This is a genomic window from Pseudoscardovia suis (assembly GCF_002797875.1).
Taxonomy (GTDB): Bacteria; Actinomycetota; Actinomycetes; order Actinomycetales; family Bifidobacteriaceae; genus Pseudoscardovia; species Pseudoscardovia suis.
Window position 1 is genome coordinate 13,358 of record NZ_PGFC01000001.1, and the last position, 23,779, is coordinate 37,136.

Sequence of the window (23,779 nt, forward strand, 5' to 3'; positions counted from 1 at the left end):
TCTCGTCATTCGCATTCATCAATCACCAGTGATTGCCTTCAGATCCATCACAAGGAGAGCCATAGCACATGGAGAAGTTCTTCCATCTCAAGGAGAACGGCACCACGGTATCCACCGAGATAACCGCAGGCCTCACCACATTCTTCGCGATGTCATACATCATCGTCGTCAACCCGCAGGTCCTGAGCAAGACCGGAATGCCGTGGGGAGGCGTGTTCCTCGCCACCATCATCGCCGCCGTCATCGGCACGCTCATCATGGGCTTGTTCGCCAACGTGCCGTACGCGCAGGCAGCCGGCATGGGCCTCAACGCCTTCTTCACCTACACCGTGTGCTTCGGCCTGGGCTTCACGTGGCAGGAAGCGCTGTGCATGGTGTTCCTGTGCGGTTTGATCAACATCTTCATCACGGTCACCAAGATCCGCAAGATGATTATCAAGTCCATCCCGCCGGTGCTCCAGCATGCCATTGGTGCTGGCATCGGCCTGTTCGTCGCCTATGTGGGCATGCTCAACGTCGGGTTCATCAAGTTCACCCCCAGTGACCCGAGCGAAGCCGCCAACGGCGGCGCCATCAGCGCAACGCCTGGCCTGGCAACCCTGAACACCCCCACGTTGTGGCTGTTCCTCATCGGCTTGGTTCTCGCCATCGTGTTCACTGTCACGAAGGTGAAGGCGGGCCTGCTGCTCACCATCGTTATCACCGCAATCATCGGTGTGCCGATGGGGCTGACCTCCATGTCTAACTCCGTGTCGATCGGCGAGGCATTCTCGCAGCTGCCCACTACCTTCGGCGCCATTTTCTCGGCGCAGGGATTCCCGGCGCTGTTCTCGAACCCGGCCCGCATCCCGCTCGTGCTCGTCACGATCTTCGCATTCTCGATGTCCGATACCTTCGACACCATCGGCACGTTCATCGGCACCGGTCGCCGCACTGGCATCTTCTCTGAGGAAGACGAGAAGTCGATTGAGAATGGCTCCGGTTTCAGTTCCAAGATGGATCGCGCGCTGTTCGCCGACTCCATCGCCACGTCCATCGGCTCTATCTTCGGTACCTCGAACACCACGACCTATGTGGAATCCGCCGCGGGCATCGGCGCAGGCGGCCGTACAGGCCTGACCTCCGTGGTCGTCTCGATCTGCTTTATCCTGTCGATCTTCCTGTCGCCGCTCATCTCGGCCGTGCCGAGCGCCGCAACCGCAGGCGTTCTCGTTATCGTCGGCTGCATGATGGCATCCAGCCTCAAGGAAATCGCCTGGGACAACATCGACGAGGCCATCCCGGCGTTTTTTGCCGCCGTGTTCATGGCGTACTCGTACTCGATTTCCTACGGCATCGCAGGCGGCTTCATCACGTACTGCATCGTGATGACCTGCAAGAAGAAGGCCAAGGAGGTTTCCGCCGTCATCTGGGTCGTCGCCGCTTTGTTCATTCTCGACTTCGTGTGCATGGCATTGCTGTGATGCATCGCGTTGCTTGAACAGTGGCCCGTGCCTTGTGGCGCGGGCCATTGTTGTATTGATGCTATCGGTGTGCGGTGTGCGGTGTGCGGCGTGCGGTGTGTGGCGTGTGGCGTGTGTGGTGTGCGGTGTGTGCTGTGTATGGCGTGTCGTGTGGGCGGCGTGTCGCCATGCCGGATTTGGGATTGACGTCGCGGAACATGGAACGTTTCCGTGATGTCTCGTGGCATCTTCGTGGCGCCATTTCATTGCAGATTCACTCCACTATCACAATTTTTGCGGATTGCCGTTGTACTCTCTCGAATCGAACAGATTCCGTGAGATACCATGATGTTGATTGCGAAATTCCGAGAACTCGAAAGGGAGCTTTTATGTTCTGTCCTCAATGTGGCGCGCCTTTGGTGCAGGGTGCGCGCTTCTGCAATAACTGCGGATTCCAGGTTGCCGCAGTGCAGAATGCGCAGCCTGCCGCTGCACAGCCGGAAACGTCTCAGTCCACGCCGCAACCGCAGTATGCTGCTCAGCCTGTCGCGCAGCCTGCTCAGCCTGTCGCGCAGCCTGCTGCCTCACAGCAACCGTTTGTTCAGCAGCCTGTTGCACAGCCTGCTCAGCCGCAGCCCACGCAGCCGTTCGCACAGCAGCCGTTCGCACAGCAGCCGTTCGCGCAGCAGTCTGCCGCGGCTCAGCCCACGCAGCAGCCGGTTACTTCCCAGGCGGCGTCCAACCCGCAGGTCGCTGAGCTGAAGAACGATCTGAGCCGCCCGGAGGTGTGGCAGGTTGCTTTCAAGGGTGTGGGAATCGGACTTGCAGCCGCTCTTGTTGTGAACCTCATCGTGCTGTTGCTATGCATGGTCTTCCGTCCCAGTGCCATGAGCGGATTCGCGTCATCGGTATTGGGGGACGCGGGGGATGATATCAACCCGTTCAAGGCTTTCGTAGGCTTGCTGTTGATTGCGCTCGGAGGCTCGGCAAAGCTATCCCTTGAATATGACGGCGCACTCTCCGACTCCGATTTGGTGTCATCCATGATGTCCACGATCGCCGATCAGATATCAATGTCGATTTGCGTGCTTGGATTCGCAGGCATTGCACTCGTCGTGGGCAGCGCGTTCGGCGTGTATATGCTGTCGCGGAAGAGCGCCATCCGGTTCCGTTGGGCTGGCGTTGTGTCGTCTGCGGTGGCTGGACTTGCCGTGGGTGTCGTGAGCCTCATCCTTGCTGCCGTTAGCGTTGTCAAGTCGTCTTCCGGCTTCGGCGCCAGCGCCAGCATGACCTTTGTGACAGCCCGCACATTCTTCCTGCCTTTCATCCTTGCTGCGCTTGGCGCTCTGGCGGGATCCGCGCTTGCCTCTGCCACGTCTGCGGGGCGTAACAACGTGTTCCTCGCGTACTCGTGGTGGAAGTCCCATACGCGTGGCTGGTTGCGCACGCTTGTCGAATTCTTCGAAATCGTGTTCGCCTTCTGCGCAGCCGTTGTGTTCATCGCGATGCTGGTGATGTTTATCGCTGGCAAGGTGGGCCACTCCTCCTCCGCATCCTCCCAGTATCTTCTTGCCAGCGTGTGTTCCGTGGGATTTGGCACCGCGGTGATTGCACTGCTTTCGATACTGACCTTCGGTGGCGTCGAAATGGCTAGCTCGTCGAGCAGCAGTTCAACCACGAGCCTCAATTTTGCCAATCTCATCAAGAAGAACTCCGCGTTCTCAGGAATGCATTCGTATGCATGGGTGTGGTGGGTTCTGCTCGTGCTGTTCGTGCTCGTGCTGCTGTATCTGGTGATGCGCGAGGCGTTGCGCAACCAGTATGATCCGGCGAAAGCCGGCTGGGACCAGGCATGGCAAGCCCCTGTTGCTTCCTTCGGCGTGATGCTGGTGATGTGGGTGCTGTTCCAAGGTATCGAGATGACAGTATCGGATGAGCGCTCCGCTTTCAGGGTGGAACCGAGCATTCTGCTGCTGGTGCCGGTGTGCGTGTTCATCGTCGAAGCGCTGTCGCGCCTCATCGGTCAGCAGCTTGTCACTGCGTTGCCAGCGCTTTACAAGTTCGTGCTGCCCGGCACGGTAGCGGTCGATGCGCCTGCCGCACCGGCTCCTGCTGCGGCTGCGCAGTCTGAAACGCCTGGCGTTGACTCGTTCGCTGCACAGCCGGGTTCCGATGCTCCTACCATTGCCATGCCGGTTCATAATGCGGCACCGCAGACCCAGGCTACTGATGCCGCAACCCAGCTGAGCGGATTCGCTAATGGCGCGGCATCCACCAGCGCTGCAGATTCCACCACCAGCACAGTGGAATCGACCGAAGTGGCGCAGTCCGCCGCTGTTGCTTCCGAGCAGCAAGAGTCCGACGTCAATCAGGCGCAGTTTGAAAGCTGATGATGAGCTGGTCGGCCCTTTATCAGATGCGGCTCCCATGAACCGCGCGGTGTGTTGATACATCGCGTGACGCATGGGGCCGCAACGCTCCAAGTAATTATGCTTGGAGCGTTTTTTCGTATTGCTGGCACGGCGGTATAGCATGTGGAAAGTAGCGATAGCGCGGGGAGGCTTGTGTGTCTGAGAGGGATTCTGAATACGGCGATGGCCGCGGTTGGCGACGCGGCTCGATGCACGCGAGCATGAACGCCGCTGATTCTGCTGAACGAATCGCAATACAACAGCAGATTCGTGCAGGCATCAGACCGCAGTTGTGGCAGGATTGCTTGCGCGCCCAGTCAGAATCCGACGATTACATCAGCGGCGCCAGGCTGTCGCTGTATTCCACGGACATTCGCGCCACCGGCATAGACATTGGCGACGTAATGGATTTCGGCGGCCGTGTGGTGAGGATTCATGGTGAGGTGAATCTTGCTGCGGCGCCCCGAAGCGATAATTCCGAGCCGACGGGTGGGGCGACGGCTGGAGCCGTGCGCGCTCGCGGCAAGCGTGGTGATGATTGGAGGCCGGTGGCGCTCACCATCACCCCTTGTGCTGACGGCTCGATGGAAGTGAGCGGTGCCAGATGCGATTGCCCGGTCGGATTGCTTAACAGGTCGGGAATCTGGCTGGATTCGCAAGGCAGGCCGCATGATGTGAGCGAAGGCGGTCGTGACGATTATGCCGCTCAGAGGGCTGAACTCGGCGGCATCGGCGGCATCGGCAGCGTCGGTGATGATGGCGGTTGGCGGCGGGAATCCGAGGACGATTATGACGATTTTGCGGATTTCGGCGATCGTGACGACATCATAGGTTACGACGATGCAGATGCGTCGGATGGGGTGAGCTTTGGTAGCAGGGGAGGCCGCATGTCGCGGTCATCGATGCCGTCCGCTGCGTCATCGCCACGCCCATCGCGGATACGCTCCGTCGGAAGTCACTCCGTCGGAAAACAACCCGAGCGCAGCGCCAATGCCACGCAGAATTCCCATGAAATGCTGTGTGCGCATGAGGTCGCCCTGTGCGAATTGTTCATCATCGCGCCGCAGTTGTTTTCGACCGCATCACTGCGCTGGGGACTTCACACGGACGAACCGGAAGGAGCCATGCGCATGTCGCTGCCTGAGCTGTCGGCGCAACCGGCGGCAGCGAAACCCCGGTCAACAAGGGCATCTGCCCGCCGCACATCATCGGCATTGCAAGAGGTGATGGAACGGGCGAATTCGAGAAAAACCGGCGTGCGTCGGCAAAATCGGCGGAGTGCGTTGGAATCCTTGCGCGAATTGGAAGACAACGCTGCCGGTTCGTCGAAAGGCCGTGGACGCAGAAAGGCAACAATAGCATCATCCGCAGTCGTGCCGACCATAGGAAGCGTGCATCTGCAGCCGCATCTGGAATACGGTTCGGGCGGATGGGAGCTCTCACTGCGCATCAACTGCGGGCAGCTTTCATACGTGGTGCAGGATCTATCCAGACTCATCCGGGATTTTCGCGATTGCAAATACGATGCCTATGGCAAGAAGCTCGCATTCGTGCATGCACCGCAGCTGCTTGATGCGTATTCTCGGCGGATTTATGCGTATCTGCTGCGTCTGGAAGACACCCGGCTCACGGTCAGCACCATGAGTTTTCGGTATTATGCGTCCGGCGATTATGCGCCAGAACTTGGCAAGAAACTGCGCATCAGTGAGCCTGAAGTGTGTGAGCTGCTTGATCTCCATGGGTCGCATGTGCAAAGCGAGGCGCCTGGCGACGAATGGTATGCGCCGGCGTTTTTGACGAACCGCAGGAGTCCGCTGGCCATTGCGCGCCTTCACGCGGCGGCGAATCTCGAGGCGATACAAGCGCAAACGGCCGGGGAGGAACGACGGAGGGGCGTGGCGCGCCGTGAAGGTGAGGCGATTGCCGATGCTGCTGCCTCTGATTCCGCTGCCTCTGATTCTGTTGCTCCTGATTCTGTCGCGCTTGATTCTGTCACTCCTAGCTCCGCCATTGCTGGTCCCGCCATCCCGAGCTCACTCATGTTCCAGTGCCACAGCGGCACGCCTTACTCGGATCCGAGCACCATGCACAATGCTCCGATTTTCGAAGGAGACCCCGCCGTTTTTGTCACGGTTGAGGCGGAACTTCCGGGCAATCCCACTGTCATCCAGCAAACGAGCGAACCATACAGCGCCGAGGATTTCAGCACGGCGCGGGGTGTGACGTTCATGTCCGCCACGCATATCAAAGCGTTCGTACATGGTGTGCATCATTCGTATGCGGTGGTGGAATCTCCCCAGACCAACGGCATCGTGGCGTTCTTCCGTCTCTCCCAAGGTTTCATCGGCGCTGAGTCGTCGTTGAATGCCTTGTGCGGGGACTCGGGCGAGCAGTACGTCTCGGCGTCGGACTGGGCGATGTTCGAGGATTCCGTTGTGCCGGCTCTGGAATCCGCGGGGGTGAGGCTCACCCTTCCCACAATCGAGGGAAGCGAATCAAGTCATATGATCGACCCGGACCTCGCGTTCTACCTCGACCGCGACGACAATGGCGTCACTTGTGAGCTCGTCGCCGGATATCCCGGCACATCCGTGCAGCTCATTCCCGGGCAGGGCGTGGTCCATGCGCGGATGAGCCAGCAGAGGGCCATGACGAAGTTGTTCCGGAACACTACGGAAGAGGGCATCGGCATCGACATGGTGCGCCAGCTTTTCCCTGCGGTCAGTGACCAGGGGCTGGCGTTGATCGAAGACGATGATGCCGACGCCATCATGTTCCTCATGCATCATGGCCTCAATGCGCTGCGCCAGGCGGGCACCGTGTATGCGACGGATGCATTCAATGCGATCAAGCCCCGTGCGATTAAACACTTGCGTTTCGGCGTGTCCATGAAGTCCCACTTGCTGGAGGTCTCGCCGATGGCTGATGAGATTTCCGCAAGCGAGGTCGCTGCACTGCTTGCCAGCTACCGCAGGCGCCGCCGCTACCACCGCTTGAGCAATGGAGAATTCATCGACCTTGAAGATTCCCATACGAGCGACGAGCTCATGAAATTCGGCGACGCCGCCGAGGCCTTGGGGCTGACGGATGATGACATCGCCAACGGTGGCGCGCAACTGCCGGCCTCCCGTGCGTTCGTGGCGCAGGCGCTGGACGATGACGAGGTGGTCGAAGACGAGTCGTTCCGCGACTATGTGCACGACATGGAGGTCATAGACCCTGAGCGCTACAGCGCGCCGGCAAGCCTGAATGCGACGATGCGCCCCTATCAACTGGATGGATTCCGGTGGCTTTCGACACTGTATGACAAGGGCTTCGGCGGCATTCTTGCCGATGAGATGGGCTTGGGCAAAACAGTGCAGACCATTGCGCTTCTTCTCGCGCGGCGCCATGACGGTACGGCGCTTGTCGTGTGCCCGGCGTCCTTGGTGTATAACTGGGCGTCCGAATGCGCGAAGTTCGCGCCTGATCTTCGCGTGGAGGTCGCCGCCGGCAACAAGGCCCAGCGTCGGGCGGTTGTGCGCAAAGTGGCGAGGGTGTCGGAAGGCAGTGTGACGCCAGGGGCGGATGGCAACGCAGAAAACGCCGTGGCTGGCGATGATGTAACGCAGTCCGCGCAACCTGTGGAATCTGTGCAATCCACGCAATCGGACGACGCGCCGCAGCGGCCGGAACTGATCATCACGTCCTACGACCTGCTGCGTCGCGACATCGATGATTACAAGGATGCGATGTTTTCCACTGTCGTGCTTGACGAGGCGCAATACATCAAGAATCCGCAAGCACAGATGACGCACGCGGCCAAGAGCCTCAATGCGCAGCATCGTTTTGCGCTTACCGGCACGCCCATCGAAAACAAGCTGAGCGAACTGTGGAGCATTTTCGACTTTCTGATGCCTGGCTTGTTGCGCAACTACCATTGGTTCCGCTCCTATTTCGAAGGGCCGATTGTGCGGGCCATCGAGGATGGTCGCACGGATGTGCCCGCGGCGCTGCGGCTGCGTGCCATCACGCAGGTGTTTATCAAACGACGCTTGAAGTCTCAGGTGCTGCATGATCTGCCGGAACGGTTGGAAACGACGGTCAAAGTGCAGCTTGAAGGCGCGCAACGCAAGTTTTATGCAGCGCAGGAGCATCGCTTGCGCGCAATGCTTGACGGCGACCCTGATGAATCGCTGTCGAGCATGACGCTGCCTGTGCTCGCTGAACTGACGCGTCTGCGTGAAATCTGCTGTGATCCGCGCCTTGTCTATAACAATGCAACGGCATCATCGGCCAAACTCGACGCCATTGTGGACATCGTGAGCACCGCCATCGATTCGGGCAGGCGGGTGCTCGTGTTTTCGCAATTCACCATGTTCCTTGACATCATTAGCAGGAGCTTGGATAAAGCAGGCATAGACAACGTGCAGTTCGTGGGCTCCACCCCGAAGAAACGTCGCATCGAACTCGCCAATGATTTCAATGCCGGGGTAGGGGCTCCCGTCATGCTTATCTCTCTGAAAGCGGGCAATACGGGGCTCAACCTCGTTGGTGCCTCCGTGGTGGTGCACGCAGACCCATGGTGGAATGCTGCGGCGCAGGATCAGGCGACCGGCAGGGCGCATCGCATCGGCCAGACGCATGACGTGGATGTCTACCAGATCATTGCCGCTGACACGGTGGAAGAGCGCGTGCATGACCTGCAGGAAAGCAAGAGCCGCCTCGCCCATGCGTTCACGACGGTGGATCGCAGTGCCGGCGCGATGAGCGATGCAGATGCAAAAATCGCTGACGCCGCTCTGTTCGACGGTTTCGACGGAGATGGGGATGCTTCTGCGCCACCCTCAATTGGTCGCATGACGCGTGGCGATATCCTGCGGTTGCTGTCATGACGGCCGTCTGCGGTTTTCTCCGCTTGCGGTGTATTGCCTGCGATGCAATCCGCTTAGGGTACGATGGTATGACAATGCGCGTGGTGAATGTGCATGGTGAATGTGCACGTTCAATGTGCACGGCGCCGTCGCAATGCGCCGGTGACATGGAGTGAGAGGGGAATATATGCAATGCTCGGTATGTGGCGCGATGGTGCCAGAAGGGCAGCTGTATTGCGCGGTATGCGGGGCGCCCATACAGCCGCAGCTGCAACAGCCGCAACAGCCGCAACAGACGCAGGGACCCCAGCAGCCACAGCAGTTCCAGCAAGTGCCGCAGTGGAGTCAGCAGTTCTCGCAGCCACCGCAACAGTCACCACAGCAACCGCAGCAGGCGCAATTCACGCAACTGGCGCCGCAGCAGCCGCAGTTTCGCATGACGCTGCATTCGGAATCCGCTGGACGTGGCGCTCGCCATGGCTGGGGAGACCTGAACCGTGCGGCGATTTTTGCTGCGCTGCTCGCAGTGGCTGCGGCGATTGCATTCACTCTCGTGACGCTTCTGCTGGAGCTGGTGCCTTTCAGCTCATTGGCATCCGCAATGCAGAGCGCCGGCATGGGCTCTGGCGGATTGGGGTCAGGTGGACTGGGCACAGGCGGATTGGATGATTCCTCAGGGCTTTCAGGCATGATCCAAAACGTCATTGACAGCTTGAAACCGGGCATGTTCACGATGTTTGCGCTCGCCTTGGGGCTAGGCATCGGCGGAAGCGTTCACTGCGACTTGACGATGGACGTCGGCAGCAGTATGCAGATGTTTCTTTCTGACTCGGGAGACAGCTCGACGGTGTCGTATGAAGCGACGCTTCGCGGCGGAATAGGCATCGCAGGAGTGGCGATGTTGCTGGGGGCAGCGTTCGGAGCCTACATCATCGCCAAGTCCGGTGCCTTGCGTCGCGTCAAAAGGTCCGCTCTCTATGGCGGTATCCAAACGGCTATCTGGGCGTCGGCAATCATCTCGGTGCTGCTGGCTGTAGGCAGGCATAATGAATCCGCGAGTTTTCTTGTGATCACTTTCATGTCGCATTATTCCGCGTTCACGTACATCACCGTCTTCATGGCGTGGATTCTGCCCGGCGTGGGTGCGGCGATTGGCATCAGTCTGGGCAACCGTGCTTCTGGAGCGCCAAGCGTGTTCCACGCCGCTTGGCGTTGGATGCACCGGCAGTCGGGTTATGTGCGCACTGTGGTGGAAACGCTTGTGTTTGGTTCCGGGCTGTTTGCCGTGGCGGCGTTCGTGTATTCGCTGCTGCTGTGCTATTCGATGAGCGATTATGCCGGGGCAAACATGGATGCTTCGAACCCGGCGGCGCAGTGGCTTGCCTCGAACCCTGTGAAGATGTGGGTGGGCATGATTCCGCTGCTGCCAGAATTGGCATTGTATCTGTTCATGTTGTGCTGCTTCGGCACGTACAAGTTGCATCCGCTGGGTCAATCCGACGTAGGCGATGGCAGCCAGCCGGCGAATGGGGAATTGCATGACCTGTTCACCGGTGCGTGGCTGGGGTCATTCCCCACGATGAGCTGTGCGTGGTTCAAATGGGTGGTGTTCGCAGCTTTCGTGCTATTGACGCTGTATTTGGCGCTGCGAGCCGGCAAACGGTATCGCGCCGATGTGCAATCCGGCGAATGGTCTCACGTGTGGAAGGCTCCGGTTGCGATGTTGCTCATAGCGGCCGCGCTGCAGTTCGGCTTCATGGTTCTTTCGCTGCGGTTGCATATATCGGGCACGGGTGGTGATGGCTTCTTCTTGGATGCCGAGGCGGGCAATTCTGCCAATATGGGGGGCGCGATCGCACCTATGCCATGGTGCTTCCTGCTGTCGGGCGTATGGATGCTGCTCGTGGAGGCGCTGGCGCGAGTGGTTGGCGTCAAGCTGGCGCAACGCGTGCCTGTCGGTGATGGCGGGTGCATCTACCCGGAGGCTCCCGGCACACCTTTTGCTGGTCTGCCGCGTGCGCACGAACCCGCGGATCTGCCCGAGGGTTTTGATGCGCAGCATGTGGATGAATCGTGGTACGAGACTACGCTCGCTTACTCCCCGCGTGTTGATTTGGCGGGCGGGATGGTTCCTACCGCCGTTGCAGTCCCGTATCCGGCCCCGTCGTATTCTCAGCCAGATTCCCAGCCGGGCTATCAGCCGCAAGGGTACTACCAGTCGCAACAGGGGTACCAGCCGCAGGGGTATCAGGCAGCGGAGTATCAGCCGCAAGGCTACCAGCCGCAGGGGTATCCATCACAGGGGCATCCGCAGGGGTATCAGCCGCAGGGATATCAGGCGCCGGTATACCAGTCGGCGGAATACCAGCCGCAGGGAAACCAAGATGGCTATCAGCCGCAGGGATACCAATCCCAGGACTATCAGGCACCGGGATACCAGCCGCAGGGAAACCAAGCGCAGGGGTACCAAGAGGGGTATCAGCCGCAGGGATACCAGTCGCAGGAATATCAGCCAGCCTCCTACATTGCGGATGAGTCCACCCTCGACCCTTACGCATACACTCCTGATGATCCCGCAACGCCTGCCGCTGACGGATCGCCTGCGGCGGGGGATCAATACTCGGGTTATGGGCAGCAGACGACGGCCGACTGGCAAGATCCCACTGCATCCCAGAATCCAACGCCAGCGCCCCAATCGCATGAATCCGCCTATTCCCATCAGTATGAGCACAAGAATGGCGATCGCTGACAACGCCATGGGGAGGCGATGAACAATAGACCTATGCACTCGCATGTAAACGCATAGTGCATAGGTCTATTCATATGGGCATATGTCATATGGGCATATGGCAGCCGTGATTCCAAGCCGACACTGGTTTGGAATCACAGCAGGCGGAGTGGGTCACTCGGCCGGGTGAGCGTCGGGGCGCAAAATCGCATCCACTGCAGCTGCGGCAGCGTCTGCGGCATCGAGCACATCGTATTCCTTCGAATCAATGAGCTCAGTGGGCTTCTCGCCGCGTGCCTTCTGCGCAGCCTGCAGCCTGTCGGAGATCTTGCGGGCCTCGTCCGGGGACTTGTCAGCCACGATGTCGAGCATCTCCTTGGAAACAGCACCCGTCACGCGAATGTAATCGAGCGCCGCATCGGCATCGCGATTTTGGATGATAAGCAGCTCGTATGCCGGGTTGCGCAAGGCGACCGGCGGCACGGGATTCTTGCCTTGCTTGCGCAGCTGTTCGTTCACATCCGCAAGCATCGCCCGGCGCTGCACCAGCTGGCGGCCGCACTTGGTCATCAGCTCCGTGTTCTTCGCCGGCCAGGCAGCCTGCCCCACGAGGCGTGCCATGCGCGGCACATACAGGATGCCGATCTTCACCGTGGCATTGAGGATGTTATTGGTATACAGCTCCTCGAGGCCTTCCTTGTCGAGCGCCGCCTGCATCACGGCTTCGGTGACGCCCAGCCAGCCGCTGACGCCCAGCTCGCTACGAGGATTGATGTCGAGCGTCATGAGCAGCGCTTCGTTCGCCGTGCGGGCGGAATCCACGGTCGCTTGGTTCGCCTTATTCACCGAACGCACGATCTGCACCGCCGCGTCATTGTCGCCGCGCAGCACGTCGCTCGCCAGCTTCAAAGTCTGAGCGGTCACGTCGTCGCCCAATTCCTTGCGTGCCTCAGCGAGCGCTATGGAGTCTCCGGCGAGTGCCGCCACGTCATGGCGCAGCGCGATCAGGCGATGGCGGGACCAGCCGATGTCGAAGCCGCGGTTTTCGCACGCCGTCACGCTGGTGTCGGTGCCTAGGGCTTTGTCAGCGGTTTCCATGGCCTCGTACGCCCACATGCTCGTGTCATCCCAGCGGGCGAACGGCAGGGCGCAGCTGAAGACGGGGATGCCGCCGGAGAAGATGTGCATCACCATGTCGTCGGTGCCGGCTTTCATCAGCTCGTTCAGCGCGTTGCCGCTCACGTCGGGCGCTGCTTCTTCGCTCATCCACGTGAAGTAGCGGGTGACGGGCAGCATGAGCGCGTGCGCGTGGGAGCGGGCGATGCCGTCCTTGTCGTTGAAGACGTGCACGATTTGCGCCAGTGTGCGAATGCACAGGCAGATGTTGGCAGTGGCTTTCTCCCAATCCGTGGATTTGATGGCGTTTTCCAGCACGGTGTGCACGCCATTGAACACCGCCGAGCCTCGTGCGATCGGCGTGTTTTCAAGTTCCTTCGCGCGGTCTTCGGCGCTTTGGCCGGGCTTGGGCGCGGTGAAATCCGTCAGCGAGCGGTGAATGATGTCCGTGGCTTCGTCGATGGAGTACAGGTGGGTGAAATCATTGGGTGTTGAATCAGCCGGCATGTCTTGCCAACGCGAGGTCCAGATGAAGGTGAATGATTCGGGACCCAGGCCGCCGACGAAGCTCATGTCGTGCTTGGCGACGATGGCGGCGAGCAGCGCGTCGTACATTTCGTGAGGGATGTCTGCCATGTCCGTGGTGGAGCGGGCGATTGCACGGTCCACTGCATCCTGGTTCAGGTGCGCGGGGGACTTGCCGTCGCGCAGCTCCAGCATGGCTGCGGCGGCATGGCGGCATGGCTGCGGTGCACTGCATGTGCAGGTGGTGGAGGGCTGTGCGTCGGCGATGGTGAGGGTGACGGTGAAATTCGCGCTTCCCACATGCACCGTGGCGCTGGCTTCGGCGTTGCTATCGGTTGTTTCGTTGATGGACACGAGGCCGCGGCGCCAGTAATCGCGTGCCCGTTGCATGACGGATGAGGCAATCGTCTCGTCAAAGTGCGAAAGAGAAGCTTGCAATCCTTCGGGCATTATTATCCTTCCGTTGTTGTGGATGCATGTTGTGGATGCACGATCGCGTGATACGCGATTCCTTCTGAGCGTTGTGCTGCATTCCACTCTATCGTGAATTCGCTGATCCATGAGGCGGCGCGTGGCATGATGGTAGGTGGACTCAATGAGGATTGCGAGGGACAGGAAGCGATATGAACGAAACTCAGCGTGATGGGGCAGTGCGCGGATCCTCCTCTGCCCGTGGAACGGCGGGAAGCAGCGGTAGCGCAGGCAACGCGGGAAGTAGCACGGGAAGTAGCACGGGAAGTAGCACCAATCCCCGTCGTAATTGGACCGAGGATTCTCAGCCGCAGGCGAACGCTGTGGTCACGCCGCAGTCGATCAAGCAGCCGCAGCGCCTATCGCAACCGCAGGTTGTAGATCAGCTGCAAGGCACAAGTCGGTCGCAGGTTGCAGGTCGGTCGCAGGTTGTGCAGCGGGCCGAGCCATCGGTTCCGCAACCCCGAGCCAACAGGACGGGCGGTCAGATGGTGCAGCGCACGCCTGCCGGCAATGATGTGGCGCATGGCGGCGGGGTGTCCGAGGCGCCCGGCAACGGTCCATCGCGCGCGATGCGTGAATACGATGCCGCCACCCGCGAATACAAGCGAGTCAACGGCGAATATCAAAGCCGAGTGAAAAAAGCGGAATCGGCGCTCAATCGTGCGAAGAAGGAACATGCGGATGCCGTGGCGGATGCGCGCAAGCTCGTCGAACGCGAGAAAAACGAGTACGGCCAGCCCGTTGCGCGTTTTGCGCACGCCACGTTGTATGTGGACCGCCTCGAATACAACCATGCGAAGTTGAGATTGGACTCCGGGCAGGCGAGCGTGCGTGTATTGGGTGCCGAAGACGCTGTGCGCGCCAGCATCGACTATCCGCGCACCGAAAGCGGCGGCAGGTCGGCGAAACTCGCAAACAAGGTGATGGGCGAGGAAGACAACGCACAGCAGCTGTTTTTGGAGGTCTGGTCCGGCAACGACGTGATGCTGGTGCAATTCGCCGCCAAGGACGAGCAGGAGGCGCGGTCGTTCGGCTCACGCATCGTGACGGGCGCGCTTAATTATGATTCGGCGCGAGCCAATCATGAGGAGCGACTTGCGAATTTCGAAAGCAACGTGGACCGCGTGAACGCGGACGTCGCCACCATCGAACAGGCACAGGCGCGGCTCGCGGATGCGAAAGCCGACACTCATGAGCTGGAATCCGCCCGTACGCGCGTTGATTTCACGCGCGCCGCAGTGCCGACGCTCGAATTGGAACAACGGCGCCGCGCCGTGCGCAAACGCAACACGATCGCCATCGTGGCGCTGGTGGTCGTCGCGGTCGTGGTGATCGGCGCATTGTGGTGGTTTACATCCCACTGAGTCGGTGCGTCGCGGCGGGTGGCTTGAATCCGTAGGGGTTCCTGCAGGGTCCACTGGGAACTCAATGGGAATTCCCGGGATTCCTGCAGGCAAGGATTCCTGTGGGGTCAACAGAAAACCGCAGGAATCCAACGGGAACTCAACAGTGAAAATCGACGGCGGGATTCAGCGGGATTGCGGCACTTGGTATCCCGCCCAATTGACGACGGCCTCGATATTGTTGCCATCCGGGTCGAGCACGAACGCGGCCCAATAGCCGTCATGGTAGGCGCGGGGACCGGGCTTGCCGTTGTCGGTGCCGCCGGCGGCAAGAGCCGCGGCGTGGAATTCTTCCACGGCTTGCTTGCTGGGCGCGAGGAACGCGATGTGCGTGGGAACAACGGTGCGCCCCGGTTCAATCGGGGAGACGTAGAAATCGGAGTGTGCGGTGCCATCATCCACGCCGAATCCGATGGTGGGTTCGTGGTGTGCCTTGGGCACATAGCCCAGCGGAGCGAGGGCTGCGGTGTAGAAAGCGATGGATTTGTCGATGTTGCTTGCCTTGAGGGTCATGTGGTCGATCATGGTTCCATGCTAAGCACCGTTCGCGGTTGACGATGTCTGATGCGGCGCTTGGCGGTGCCTCATGTTGCTTGGCGGCGCCAAGACTGCGCGCGGTGTCTTTGAACCTGCCATAAAAAGCGGGTATAAGCAATTGCGGCGTTTTCGGTGGCGTCGCTGAATGCCGGTTGATAAGGTGAAAGCACTTTCGCGAAAAGCCGCATCGGTCGTGCGGCATGGCAATGAAACGTTGCGTTGCGAAAGTAGGTCCGTGATTTAGCGGGCTGACGCGTGTTGGGGCGCGTAATCCAGACGTGCCGGGTTGGGGAACGCCGGTACGCGGGGCTGGCTGGGCGAAAGTCCGGTCAGCCCCGTTTTTTATCACCCGCTGTGTGTTTTTCTCGCCCGTTGTGCGGATATGCATAGTCGTATAGGCCCCACAACCTCCGTTTTCGGCGAGTGGATCATGGTTCGCCGATGGTGGAGGTTAGGTCCCCGTTTTGGAGGTGTCTAACTTCCGTCTTCGGCGATTCTCGGATTGTGTCGCCGAAGAGGGAGGTTAGGAGTCTGTTTTGGGAGTGTGTATCTTCCGTCTTCGGCGATTCTCGGATTGTGTCGCCGATGAGGGAGGTTAGGGGTTCGTTTTGAGGGTGTGTAACTTCCGCTTTCGGCGACCCCTTGATGGTTCGCCGATGGTGGAGGTTACGACGGGTTGGGGTGTCGTCTATCTTCCGTTTTCGGCGAGTGGATTATGGTTCGCCGATGGCGGAGGTTTGGGGTCGGTTTCGGGGGTCTGTAACCTCCGTCTTCGGCGATTCTCGGATTGTGTCGCCGATGAGGGAGGTTAGGGATCCGTTTTGAGGGTGTGTAACTTCCGTCTTCGGCGAGTGGTTGATTGGGTCGCCGATGACGGAGGTTAGGGGTTTGTTTTTGGGCTACCGGATACCCGTACCTCAACCCCAGCACGCCCACGGGCGCAGCACCTGCGCGAATCGAGAATCAGAGACGATGACTTTGGTTCCTATGCGCCGCGGGTTACGATTGGTTGCGTCATCGAAGCAGGCAAGGAGAACCATGAGCACAGACACCGTGAGCGGCGAGTCCGCGTCAGCGCAGCAGTCCGAGGAAGCAAGCCTAGATTGGGGTGATGTGGCGCAACTGGATGCGCTGCTTGATCCGCAGACACACATTCCGCTTGATTACGATCCTTCCGTCGGCTATACGCCGGATCAGCTGCGCGCCATCCGCCATTACCTGCACCGTCACCCCGAGCCTGGCTTCCACGAAGTGCACACGACGGCGTATCTCAAGAGCCTCATGAAGCAAATCGGAATTGATATCGTTCCCACCCCTCAGCTGGAAACCGGCCTCATCGCTCGCATCCGCGGCGAGAAGACCCTCGACGGCCAGCCAGGTCCGCGTGTCGCCCTGCGCGCCGACATCGACGGACTGCCGGTCACGGAGCAGGCGGACGTGCCATTCATTTCACAGGAAGACGGATTCATGCACGCCTGCGGGCACGACCTGCACATGACCTATCTGATTGGCGCGGCATCGCGTCTTGCAACGCCTGCCAGCCGTCGCAACCTTGCAGGCACGGTGGACGTATTGTTCCAGCCTGCGGAAGAAACGAGCTTCGGCGCACTGCGCGTCATCAGCAACGCCATTGACACCGGCGACGCCGATAGGGATGATTCCGGCGAAGGAAACTTGCCGAAGCTGTCGGCCATCATCGGCGCCCACAATATGCCCGACTACCAGCCGGATGAAATCGCCGTAGGCAAGGAACCGATGATGGCGTGCTCCATCCGCTTCGGCGTGACGCTTCACGCCCAGGGCTCCCATGGCGCGCGTCCGGAATCCGGCACCGGACCCATTGAAGCGATGGCGACGATGATCACATCGCTGCAAACCATCGTGAGCCGCAATATTTCGCCGCTGCATCCCGCCGTGGTGTCGGTGACGAGCGTCCACGCGGGGTCCGTGTGGAATGTGATTCCGCCCGAGGCGAAGTTCATCGGCACGGCGCGGGTGTTTTCTGATGATGACGCCGAGCTGGTGCGCAAACGCTTCTTCGCAATCGTGCAAGGCGTGGCACAGGCCTACGGCATCACCGCGGACATCGACTGGCCGCACGCGCAGCCCGTCATGCAATCCGACCCGGCGCTTGGCCTTGCCGTCGCCGACGATGTGAAGCAGGGTGGCTATGCCAGGCTTGCGCCGATCGTGCAACAGATGCCGGGTGAGGATTTCGCTGAATTCGGCTCCCGCACGCGCGTCGTGTTCGCTTTCATCGGCTCGAACGGCCGGTCGGACCGTCATTACATCCATTCGCCCAAGTTCATCGGTCTGGATTCCTCCATTCCTACGGGCGTCGCGTTCTACGAGAATGCCGCGCGCCGTGTGCTGCGCGAAATCGCAGCGCAGTGACTAGATAGCACAGTGACTAGGGCGCTGTGACCAGATGGCGCTGTGATGCGGGCAGCGCAGCGATGCAGCGATGCAGTGATGCAGGCAGCGCTGCATCACTCTGGCTGCTCTGTGCTGTTTGGTTGCTCCGCGCTGCCTGGCTGCTCTGCGTCATTGCCATCCGTGATCTGTCGATACAGTTTCTCAAGCCGTTCGGCACGCGCCTGCACTGTTTTCAGCTCGCATTCCCACACGACAATGACCCGCCAGCCTTGCGCGCGAAGCTGCGCATGCTGGCGGGCGTCGCGCGCCTTGTTGCGTTCGAGCTTGTCGGTCCAGAATTCCACGTGAGATTTGGGAATCTTGCAATTGCCGCAGTCATGCATGTGCCAGAAGCATCCGTTGATGAACACCATCGTGTGCCATTTGGGCAGCACGATATCCGGGTGCCCTGGATACCGCTTGTCGTTTTTGCGAAAACGCAGACCGCGTGCAAACAGATACGAGCGCGTCAGGGTTTCAATCGACGTGTCGGTGCCGCGAATCCGACTCATGATGAAACTGCGTGAACCACGTTCGAACCCGGACCGCTTCGCAGCCCTGTTCTGCGCTGCCTCTGCTTTCTGAGCTTTTGTCATCCCGCGTCTGTGCGATGTTTTCCGCTGGGGCTTGTTGCGGGAAGAATCCCGTGGCGATGTCCCCTTCGAAGACGTTGCTGGGGCGTTGATGGGATCTGGGGCGTTAGCGGGAGCTGGGACGTTGATAGAGGTGCGTGGAGCGTTCGCCGTCTGCTGCTCCGATTCTGGAGCTGTTCCCTTGTTGTTCATTGTTGTCGCCAATCCAGCCATTCCATCATCCTAAGCCGGATTGCGGCGGATCGACGGTGAGCGTCTGGCGAATCGTTCGCTTGGGGAATCGTTCGCTTGAGGAAAACATTTACTTGGACTCGACTGTGTGCGCAGGGCGTTTGAAGGCGCCATAAGGAAGTCGTATAGGCGCGCGGCGGTTTTACCGCGAATCGTCACGTATGGTGTGACACACATCAGAAAGTGGTCTGTATCAAGAGCATCCAAACCATACGCATCTGAATCACAGGCATTCACCAACGAGAAAGAAGGACATCATGGCACAGGAACAGGAACCCCAGAAGAATCCGACAAATGCACAATCCGCCGCACCGGAGGAGCCGGTGCGCGTCAACCACACCGCGCGCAACATCATCATTGCTCTCGTCGTGGTTGTGCTCGTCGTCGCAGGTGTGCTTGTGGGCGTGCATGTGAAGAACTCCGGCAAGAACGCAGCCAAGGGCACCAAGGACAACCCGGTGGTCATCGGCGTGATCGGCGCCACCGACAAGCAGTGGCCGGTGCTGCAGCAGAAGGCCGAGGAACAGGGCATCTACGTGACGATCCAGGACTTCCAGGATTACGCTGCTGTTGACAAGGCGCTCGCAGCAGGCCAGATCGACCTCAACGAAATCCAGCACATCCTGTATCTGGCCAACTTCAATGAAAAGAACAACACTGACCTGCAGCCGATCGGCGGCACCGCCGTCTATCCGCTCGGCCTGTATTCCAGCAAGTACAAGTCCGTTGACGACATCCAGGCGGGCGACACGATCGCCATCCCCAACGATGAGACGAACCAGGCCCGTGCCATCGGCGTGCTCAAGTCCGCAGGTCTTATCACCCTGAAGGACGACTGGACCGCATTCTCCACGCCCGCTGACATCGACACCGACAAGTCCAAGGTGAAGGTCACCACGCTCGACGGCAACAAGATCGCCCACTCCCTGAGCGATTCGCAGATCGCCGCAGGCGTCATCAACAACGATTACGTCGAAGACGCCGGCCTCAAGCCCACGGATGCGCTGTATCAGGATTCCGCCGACACGGAGGAAGCCCACCCGTACATCAACATCTGGGCGGCCCGCAAGGAAGACGCCAACAATGAGCTGTACCTGAAGATCGCCAAGCTTTCCGCTGACCCGGACGTCGAGAACGCCCTGCAGGAGCAGTCCGGCGGTTCTGCATCCCTGGCGGACAACTACACGCCTGAGCAGCTCCAGCAGATCCTCGCTGACCTGCAAAAGCAGATCGAAAGCCAGGAGTAAGCCTGAACCCTGTCGGAAACGATACCAGCAGTGGCATTTCCCACCAACGCCGACCGCCAAAGCCGGCATCGCATACCACATGAGGCCGGTAGCCTGCTTGCACAAGCGTGGCGCCGGCCTTGTTCCCCCATGTGAGGAGGCTCAAATTGAGCGAACAAACACAATCGCCTCAAGCTGCATCATCGCAGCCTGAGGGGGCGCCGGCCGATGCCGGCGTGAAGCAGTCGCACGAGACAATAATCCGGCTCAGTCACGTCACCAAGGTCTTCGCCGATCCGCGCACTGCGCGCAAGGCAGCAAAACAAGGCAAGCCGCTGCCCAAAGCGGTCGATGACGTGAGCGTCGACATTGCCGAAGGAGAAATCTTCGGCATCATCGGATACTCCGGCGCCGGTAAATCCACATTGGTGCGCATGATCAACGCGCTGGAACGCCCCACGAGCGGCACCGTGGAAGTCATGGGACAGGACATCACGAACCTGAGCGAAGGCAAGCTGCGCCCCATCCGGCAGAAAATCGGCATGGTATTCCAACAGTTCAACCTTTTTGAATCCCGCACGGTCGCCGGCAACATCGCCTACCCGCTGGTGCGCGACCACTGGCGTGCGGACTATCGCGACCGCCGAGTCGCCGAGTTGCTTGAATTCGTGGGGCTCACCGAGCACGCGAACAAGTATCCCAGCCAGCTTTCCGGCGGGCAGAAGCAGCGTGTCGGCATCGCTCGCGCGCTCGCCACGCATCCGCGCATACTTCTCGCCGACGAGGCGACGAGCGCACTTGACCCCGAGACCACGAAGGATGTGCTCGACCTGCTGCGTCGCGTCAACCGCCAGCTGAGCGTCACCGTCGTACTCATCACGCATCAAATGGACGTGATCAAGCGCATCGCCGACCGCGTGCTCGTCATGAGCCATGGCAAGGCGGTCGAAGAGAACGACCTGTTCTCTCTGTTCGCCAACCCCCAGAGCCCCGTCACATCGCATTTCATCTCAACGGTGCTCGACGGCGCCCCGTCGCGCGAAACGGTCGCCGACTTGCATCGCCATTACGACGGGCGCATCATCACCGTCGTGCTGCGCGAACCCGTGCCGGAACGTGGCATCACGCCATCGGGCCAGCATATTTCCAAGCTCATCGCCAGCAGTCCGGTTACCACCTCGCTGCTCAACGGCGGCGTCAACGATGTGGCCGGGCACGCGCTGGGCGCCATCACCTATGAGATCACGGGGGAGAGCGCCAACGTGGAGAATTTCATCACCGCGTTGCGTTCCGACAGCGACATCGTGGATTTTGGCACCGCCTCTGCTCCCGTTGATTATGAGAAGGCGTTGCGTGCCTCGGTGTTCAGCAATGTGCTGGACGATCCGCTCGCATCCCGGTCGGGGAGCGGCGACGCTCCCAATGAAACGGACACCGAAACGAGCGCCGAAACGAGCAAGACGACGGATGCCAATGGCGATGACAAGGAGGCACAGGCATGAGCGCGTTCATACAAGTGGCAGCCGCATCCCACTTCGCGGCAGCTTCGGCGACATCATTCGCGGCAGCGTCGGCGACGCATCATACGGCGGCTTTTGGCTCTGATGCAACGACGTTGGCAATCCATCAGGATTGGGCGGTATTGAAGCCGCTGTTCGTCTCCGCCATTTGGCAGACGCTCATCATGGTGGTCATCACGCTGCTCATCGGCGGTCTGCTGGGCCTGGTGGTGGGCGTCGTGCTGTGGGGCACCCGCCCGGGCGGACTGTTCGCCAATCGCATCGTCTATCGCATTCTCGATGTGATCATCAACATCATCCGACCCATCCCGTTCATCATCTTTCTGGCGGCCATGCAGCCGCTCACCACGCTCGTCATCGGAACCTCCATCGGCACGACGGCCGCCATCTTCCCGATGGTCATCATGTGCACGATGGCCACGGCGCGCTTGGTGGAGCAGAACCTCGTCACGACTGACCCGGGCATCATCGAGGCCGCGCGTTCGATGGGCGTGCCGCGCCTGCAGATCATCACGACGGTGCTCATTCCCGAGTCCCTCGCGCCGCTGATCTTGGCCTACGCGTTCCTGTTCATCGGAGTGCTCGACATGTCGGCGATGGCCGGCTACATCGGTGGCGGCGGTTTGGGTAACTTCGCCATCTGCTACGGCTACCAGAAGTTCGACGAAACCGCCACATGGGCTGCGGTCATCGTGATGATCGTGCTGGTGCAGGTCGTCCAATACGTAGCCAATGCCATCTCGAGGCGGCTTCTGCACCGCGGCTGAGGGCATCGCGGCATGAATCCCGGCTGCGTCCGCACATGCCGGGATTCCCTGTTTATTGTGGCGGTCGGTTGCGCTCATGGTGCAACCGACTGCCAAATGTTAGGGGTCGTGGCATAATAAAAACGCATTTTTCCGCTATACGCACATTTGATAGGTGAATAACGTGGCACAGACATCTAATGACATCAAGAACGGTTCCGTCATCAACCTCGATGGCAAGCTGTGGCAGGTGATCAAGTTCCAGCATGTGAAGCCGGGCAAGGGCCCCGCCTTCGTGCGCACCACCATCAAGGACGTCATCTCCGGCAAGATCGTGGACAAGACGTTCAATGCGGGCATCAAGATGGAGTTCGAGACCGTCGACAACAGCACTCTGCAGTATTCTTACCGCGACGGCGACAACCTCGTGTTCATGGATATGACCACCTACGACCAGATTATGATTCCGGCCTCCCTGCTGGGCGACCAGGAGAAGTACCTGCTCGAGGGCACCGACTGCATCGTCTCCTCCCACAACGGCACTCCAATCGCTGTGGAACTGCCCGCCTCCGTGGTCCTGACCATCACGCACACCGAGCCTGGCCTGCAGGGCAACCGCTCCAACGCCGGCACGAAGCCCGCTACCGTTGAGACCGGCGCCGAGATCCAGGTTCCGCTGTTCATCAACGAAGGCGACCGCGTCAAGGTTGATACCCGCGACGGCTCCTACCTGGGCCGCGAGAACTGATTTCCCGGAATTCCATTACGTCGAATCCCATCACGCATCATCGTCACGAAGGTAGGTTGCTGTAAGGCATGGCTCGGTCAACCGCACGCAAAAGGGCTCTCAACACCCTGTACGAAGCAGATGAGAAGAATCAGGACATCGCGTCCCTTCTCGAAGAACGCATCGCCTACCCGGGAGCGCAGACGCCGCTGCCGGAATACGCGATTGAAATCTGCCGTGGCATAGCCGACCATCGCAAGGTCGTCGACCGCATGCTCAACCGTTATTCCACAAAGTGGAAGGTCGGTCGCATGCCGGTCATCGACCGCAACATCCTGCGCATCGGCGCTTGGGAAATCCTCTTCAACGAAGAGGTGCCGGATGGCGTCGCTATCGACGAGGCAATCGCTCTTGCCAAGACGATGAGCGATGCCGGATCCCCGTCGTTCATCCACGGGCTGCTGTCTGCGATTGCAGCCCACAAGGATGACGTTGATTCCGAGGGCCGTCTCGTGAGCGATGCTGGTGAGGGCGCCGCGGAATCCGAGCAGTCCCAGGCTGACAGGCACAACGCCGACGGTCATGGGGACGCCGATGATTCTTCGACGGAGGGTTCCGACTCCGAATCCCCGTCCTCCGATGACTGGGACGATTGGGATGCCGATCTTTCCGACCCTGCAGACCAGTCCGGTCCGCACGACGGCGGCGATCATATCGCAGCTGATGGTTCCACCGATCCGATTGCGGAACCGTCAGCTGATTCGACCGACAAACCGTCCGACGATCCCTCCGATGAATCGCAGGGATGACCATTGATTGTGAAGACCCGTTG

Annotated in this window: 14 protein-coding genes; 11 read left to right on the plus strand and 3 right to left on the minus strand. The window is 60.0% G+C overall.

Going from position 1 to position 23,779, the window contains the following annotated elements; translation table 11 throughout:
- Positions 1–68 precede the first annotated feature (68 nt).
- From CLV65_RS00035 to CLV65_RS00055, 4 genes are all read left to right on the plus strand, one after another.
- The gene (locus tag CLV65_RS00035; RefSeq protein ID WP_094691211.1) at positions 69–1,463 is read left to right on the plus strand and encodes an NCS2 family permease; all 1,395 of its coding nucleotides are present in this window, start codon (positions 69–71) and stop codon (positions 1,461–1,463) included.
- A gap of 368 nt (positions 1,464–1,831) precedes the next feature.
- On the plus strand, positions 1,832–3,832 hold the full coding sequence (locus CLV65_RS00040; RefSeq protein ID WP_158216098.1) for a zinc-ribbon domain-containing protein: 2,001 nt from the start codon (positions 1,832–1,834) through the stop codon (positions 3,830–3,832).
- Between the two features lie 176 nt (positions 3,833–4,008).
- Positions 4,009–8,727, plus strand: a complete 4,719-nt coding sequence (locus tag CLV65_RS00045; protein ID WP_100346257.1) for a DEAD/DEAH box helicase — start codon at positions 4,009–4,011, stop codon at positions 8,725–8,727.
- A 190-nt stretch (positions 8,728–8,917) separates the two neighbouring features.
- Entirely contained in the window at positions 8,918–11,455 is a 2,538-nt protein-coding gene (locus CLV65_RS00055) for a hypothetical protein (protein WP_094691209.1), read from the plus strand.
- A gap of 153 nt (positions 11,456–11,608) precedes the next feature.
- Here CLV65_RS00055 and CLV65_RS00060 read toward each other — a convergent pair whose 3' ends face one another.
- Positions 11,609–13,525 carry an SWIM zinc finger family protein gene (locus CLV65_RS00060; protein ID WP_094691208.1) on the minus strand — a complete coding sequence of 639 codons (1,917 nt, stop codon included), beginning with the start codon at positions 13,523–13,525 and terminating at the stop codon, positions 11,609–11,611.
- A 173-nt stretch (positions 13,526–13,698) separates the two neighbouring features.
- Here CLV65_RS00060 and CLV65_RS00065 point away from each other — a divergent pair, with 173 nt between their 5' ends.
- Positions 13,699–14,913: a hypothetical protein gene (locus tag CLV65_RS00065; RefSeq protein WP_144441873.1), complete on the plus strand. Its 1,215-nt coding sequence runs from the start codon at positions 13,699–13,701 to the stop codon at positions 14,911–14,913.
- 165 nt (positions 14,914–15,078) lie between these two features.
- On the opposite strand, the gene CLV65_RS00070 is transcribed toward CLV65_RS00065, so the two are convergent.
- Positions 15,079–15,477: a VOC family protein gene (locus tag CLV65_RS00070; protein ID WP_094691206.1), complete on the minus strand. Its 399-nt coding sequence runs from the start codon at positions 15,475–15,477 to the stop codon at positions 15,079–15,081.
- A gap of 1,050 nt (positions 15,478–16,527) precedes the next feature.
- Between CLV65_RS00070 and CLV65_RS00075 the strand changes: the two genes are divergently transcribed.
- Positions 16,528–17,883, plus strand: coding sequence for a M20 metallopeptidase family protein (locus tag CLV65_RS00075; protein ID WP_094691205.1), 1,356 nt, complete (start codon positions 16,528–16,530; stop codon positions 17,881–17,883).
- A gap of 95 nt (positions 17,884–17,978) precedes the next feature.
- Here CLV65_RS00075 and CLV65_RS00080 read toward each other — a convergent pair whose 3' ends face one another.
- The gene (locus CLV65_RS00080) at positions 17,979–18,500 is read right to left on the minus strand and encodes a very short patch repair endonuclease (protein WP_094691204.1); all 522 of its coding nucleotides are present in this window, start codon (positions 18,498–18,500) and stop codon (positions 17,979–17,981) included.
- Positions 18,501–18,985: 485 nt separating this feature from the next.
- Here CLV65_RS00080 and CLV65_RS00085 point away from each other — a divergent pair, with 485 nt between their 5' ends.
- From CLV65_RS00085 to nusB, 5 genes are all read left to right on the plus strand, one after another.
- Entirely contained in the window at positions 18,986–19,975 is a 990-nt protein-coding gene (locus CLV65_RS00085) for a MetQ/NlpA family ABC transporter substrate-binding protein (RefSeq protein ID WP_094691203.1), read from the plus strand.
- Between the two features lie 215 nt (positions 19,976–20,190).
- Positions 20,191–21,456: a methionine ABC transporter ATP-binding protein gene (locus CLV65_RS00090; RefSeq protein WP_420848394.1), complete on the plus strand. Its 1,266-nt coding sequence runs from the start codon at positions 20,191–20,193 to the stop codon at positions 21,454–21,456.
- A 182-nt stretch (positions 21,457–21,638) separates the two neighbouring features.
- Positions 21,639–22,241 carry a methionine ABC transporter permease gene (locus CLV65_RS00095; protein WP_244569145.1) on the plus strand — a complete coding sequence of 201 codons (603 nt, stop codon included), beginning with the start codon at positions 21,639–21,641 and terminating at the stop codon, positions 22,239–22,241.
- Between the two features lie 163 nt (positions 22,242–22,404).
- Positions 22,405–22,968, plus strand: coding sequence for an elongation factor P (gene efp / locus CLV65_RS00100; protein ID WP_094691201.1), 564 nt, complete (start codon positions 22,405–22,407; stop codon positions 22,966–22,968).
- A 68-nt stretch (positions 22,969–23,036) separates the two neighbouring features.
- Positions 23,037–23,756 carry a transcription antitermination factor NusB gene (nusB, locus tag CLV65_RS00105; protein ID WP_094691200.1) on the plus strand — a complete coding sequence of 240 codons (720 nt, stop codon included), beginning with the start codon at positions 23,037–23,039 and terminating at the stop codon, positions 23,754–23,756.
- Positions 23,757–23,779 lie beyond the last annotated feature (23 nt).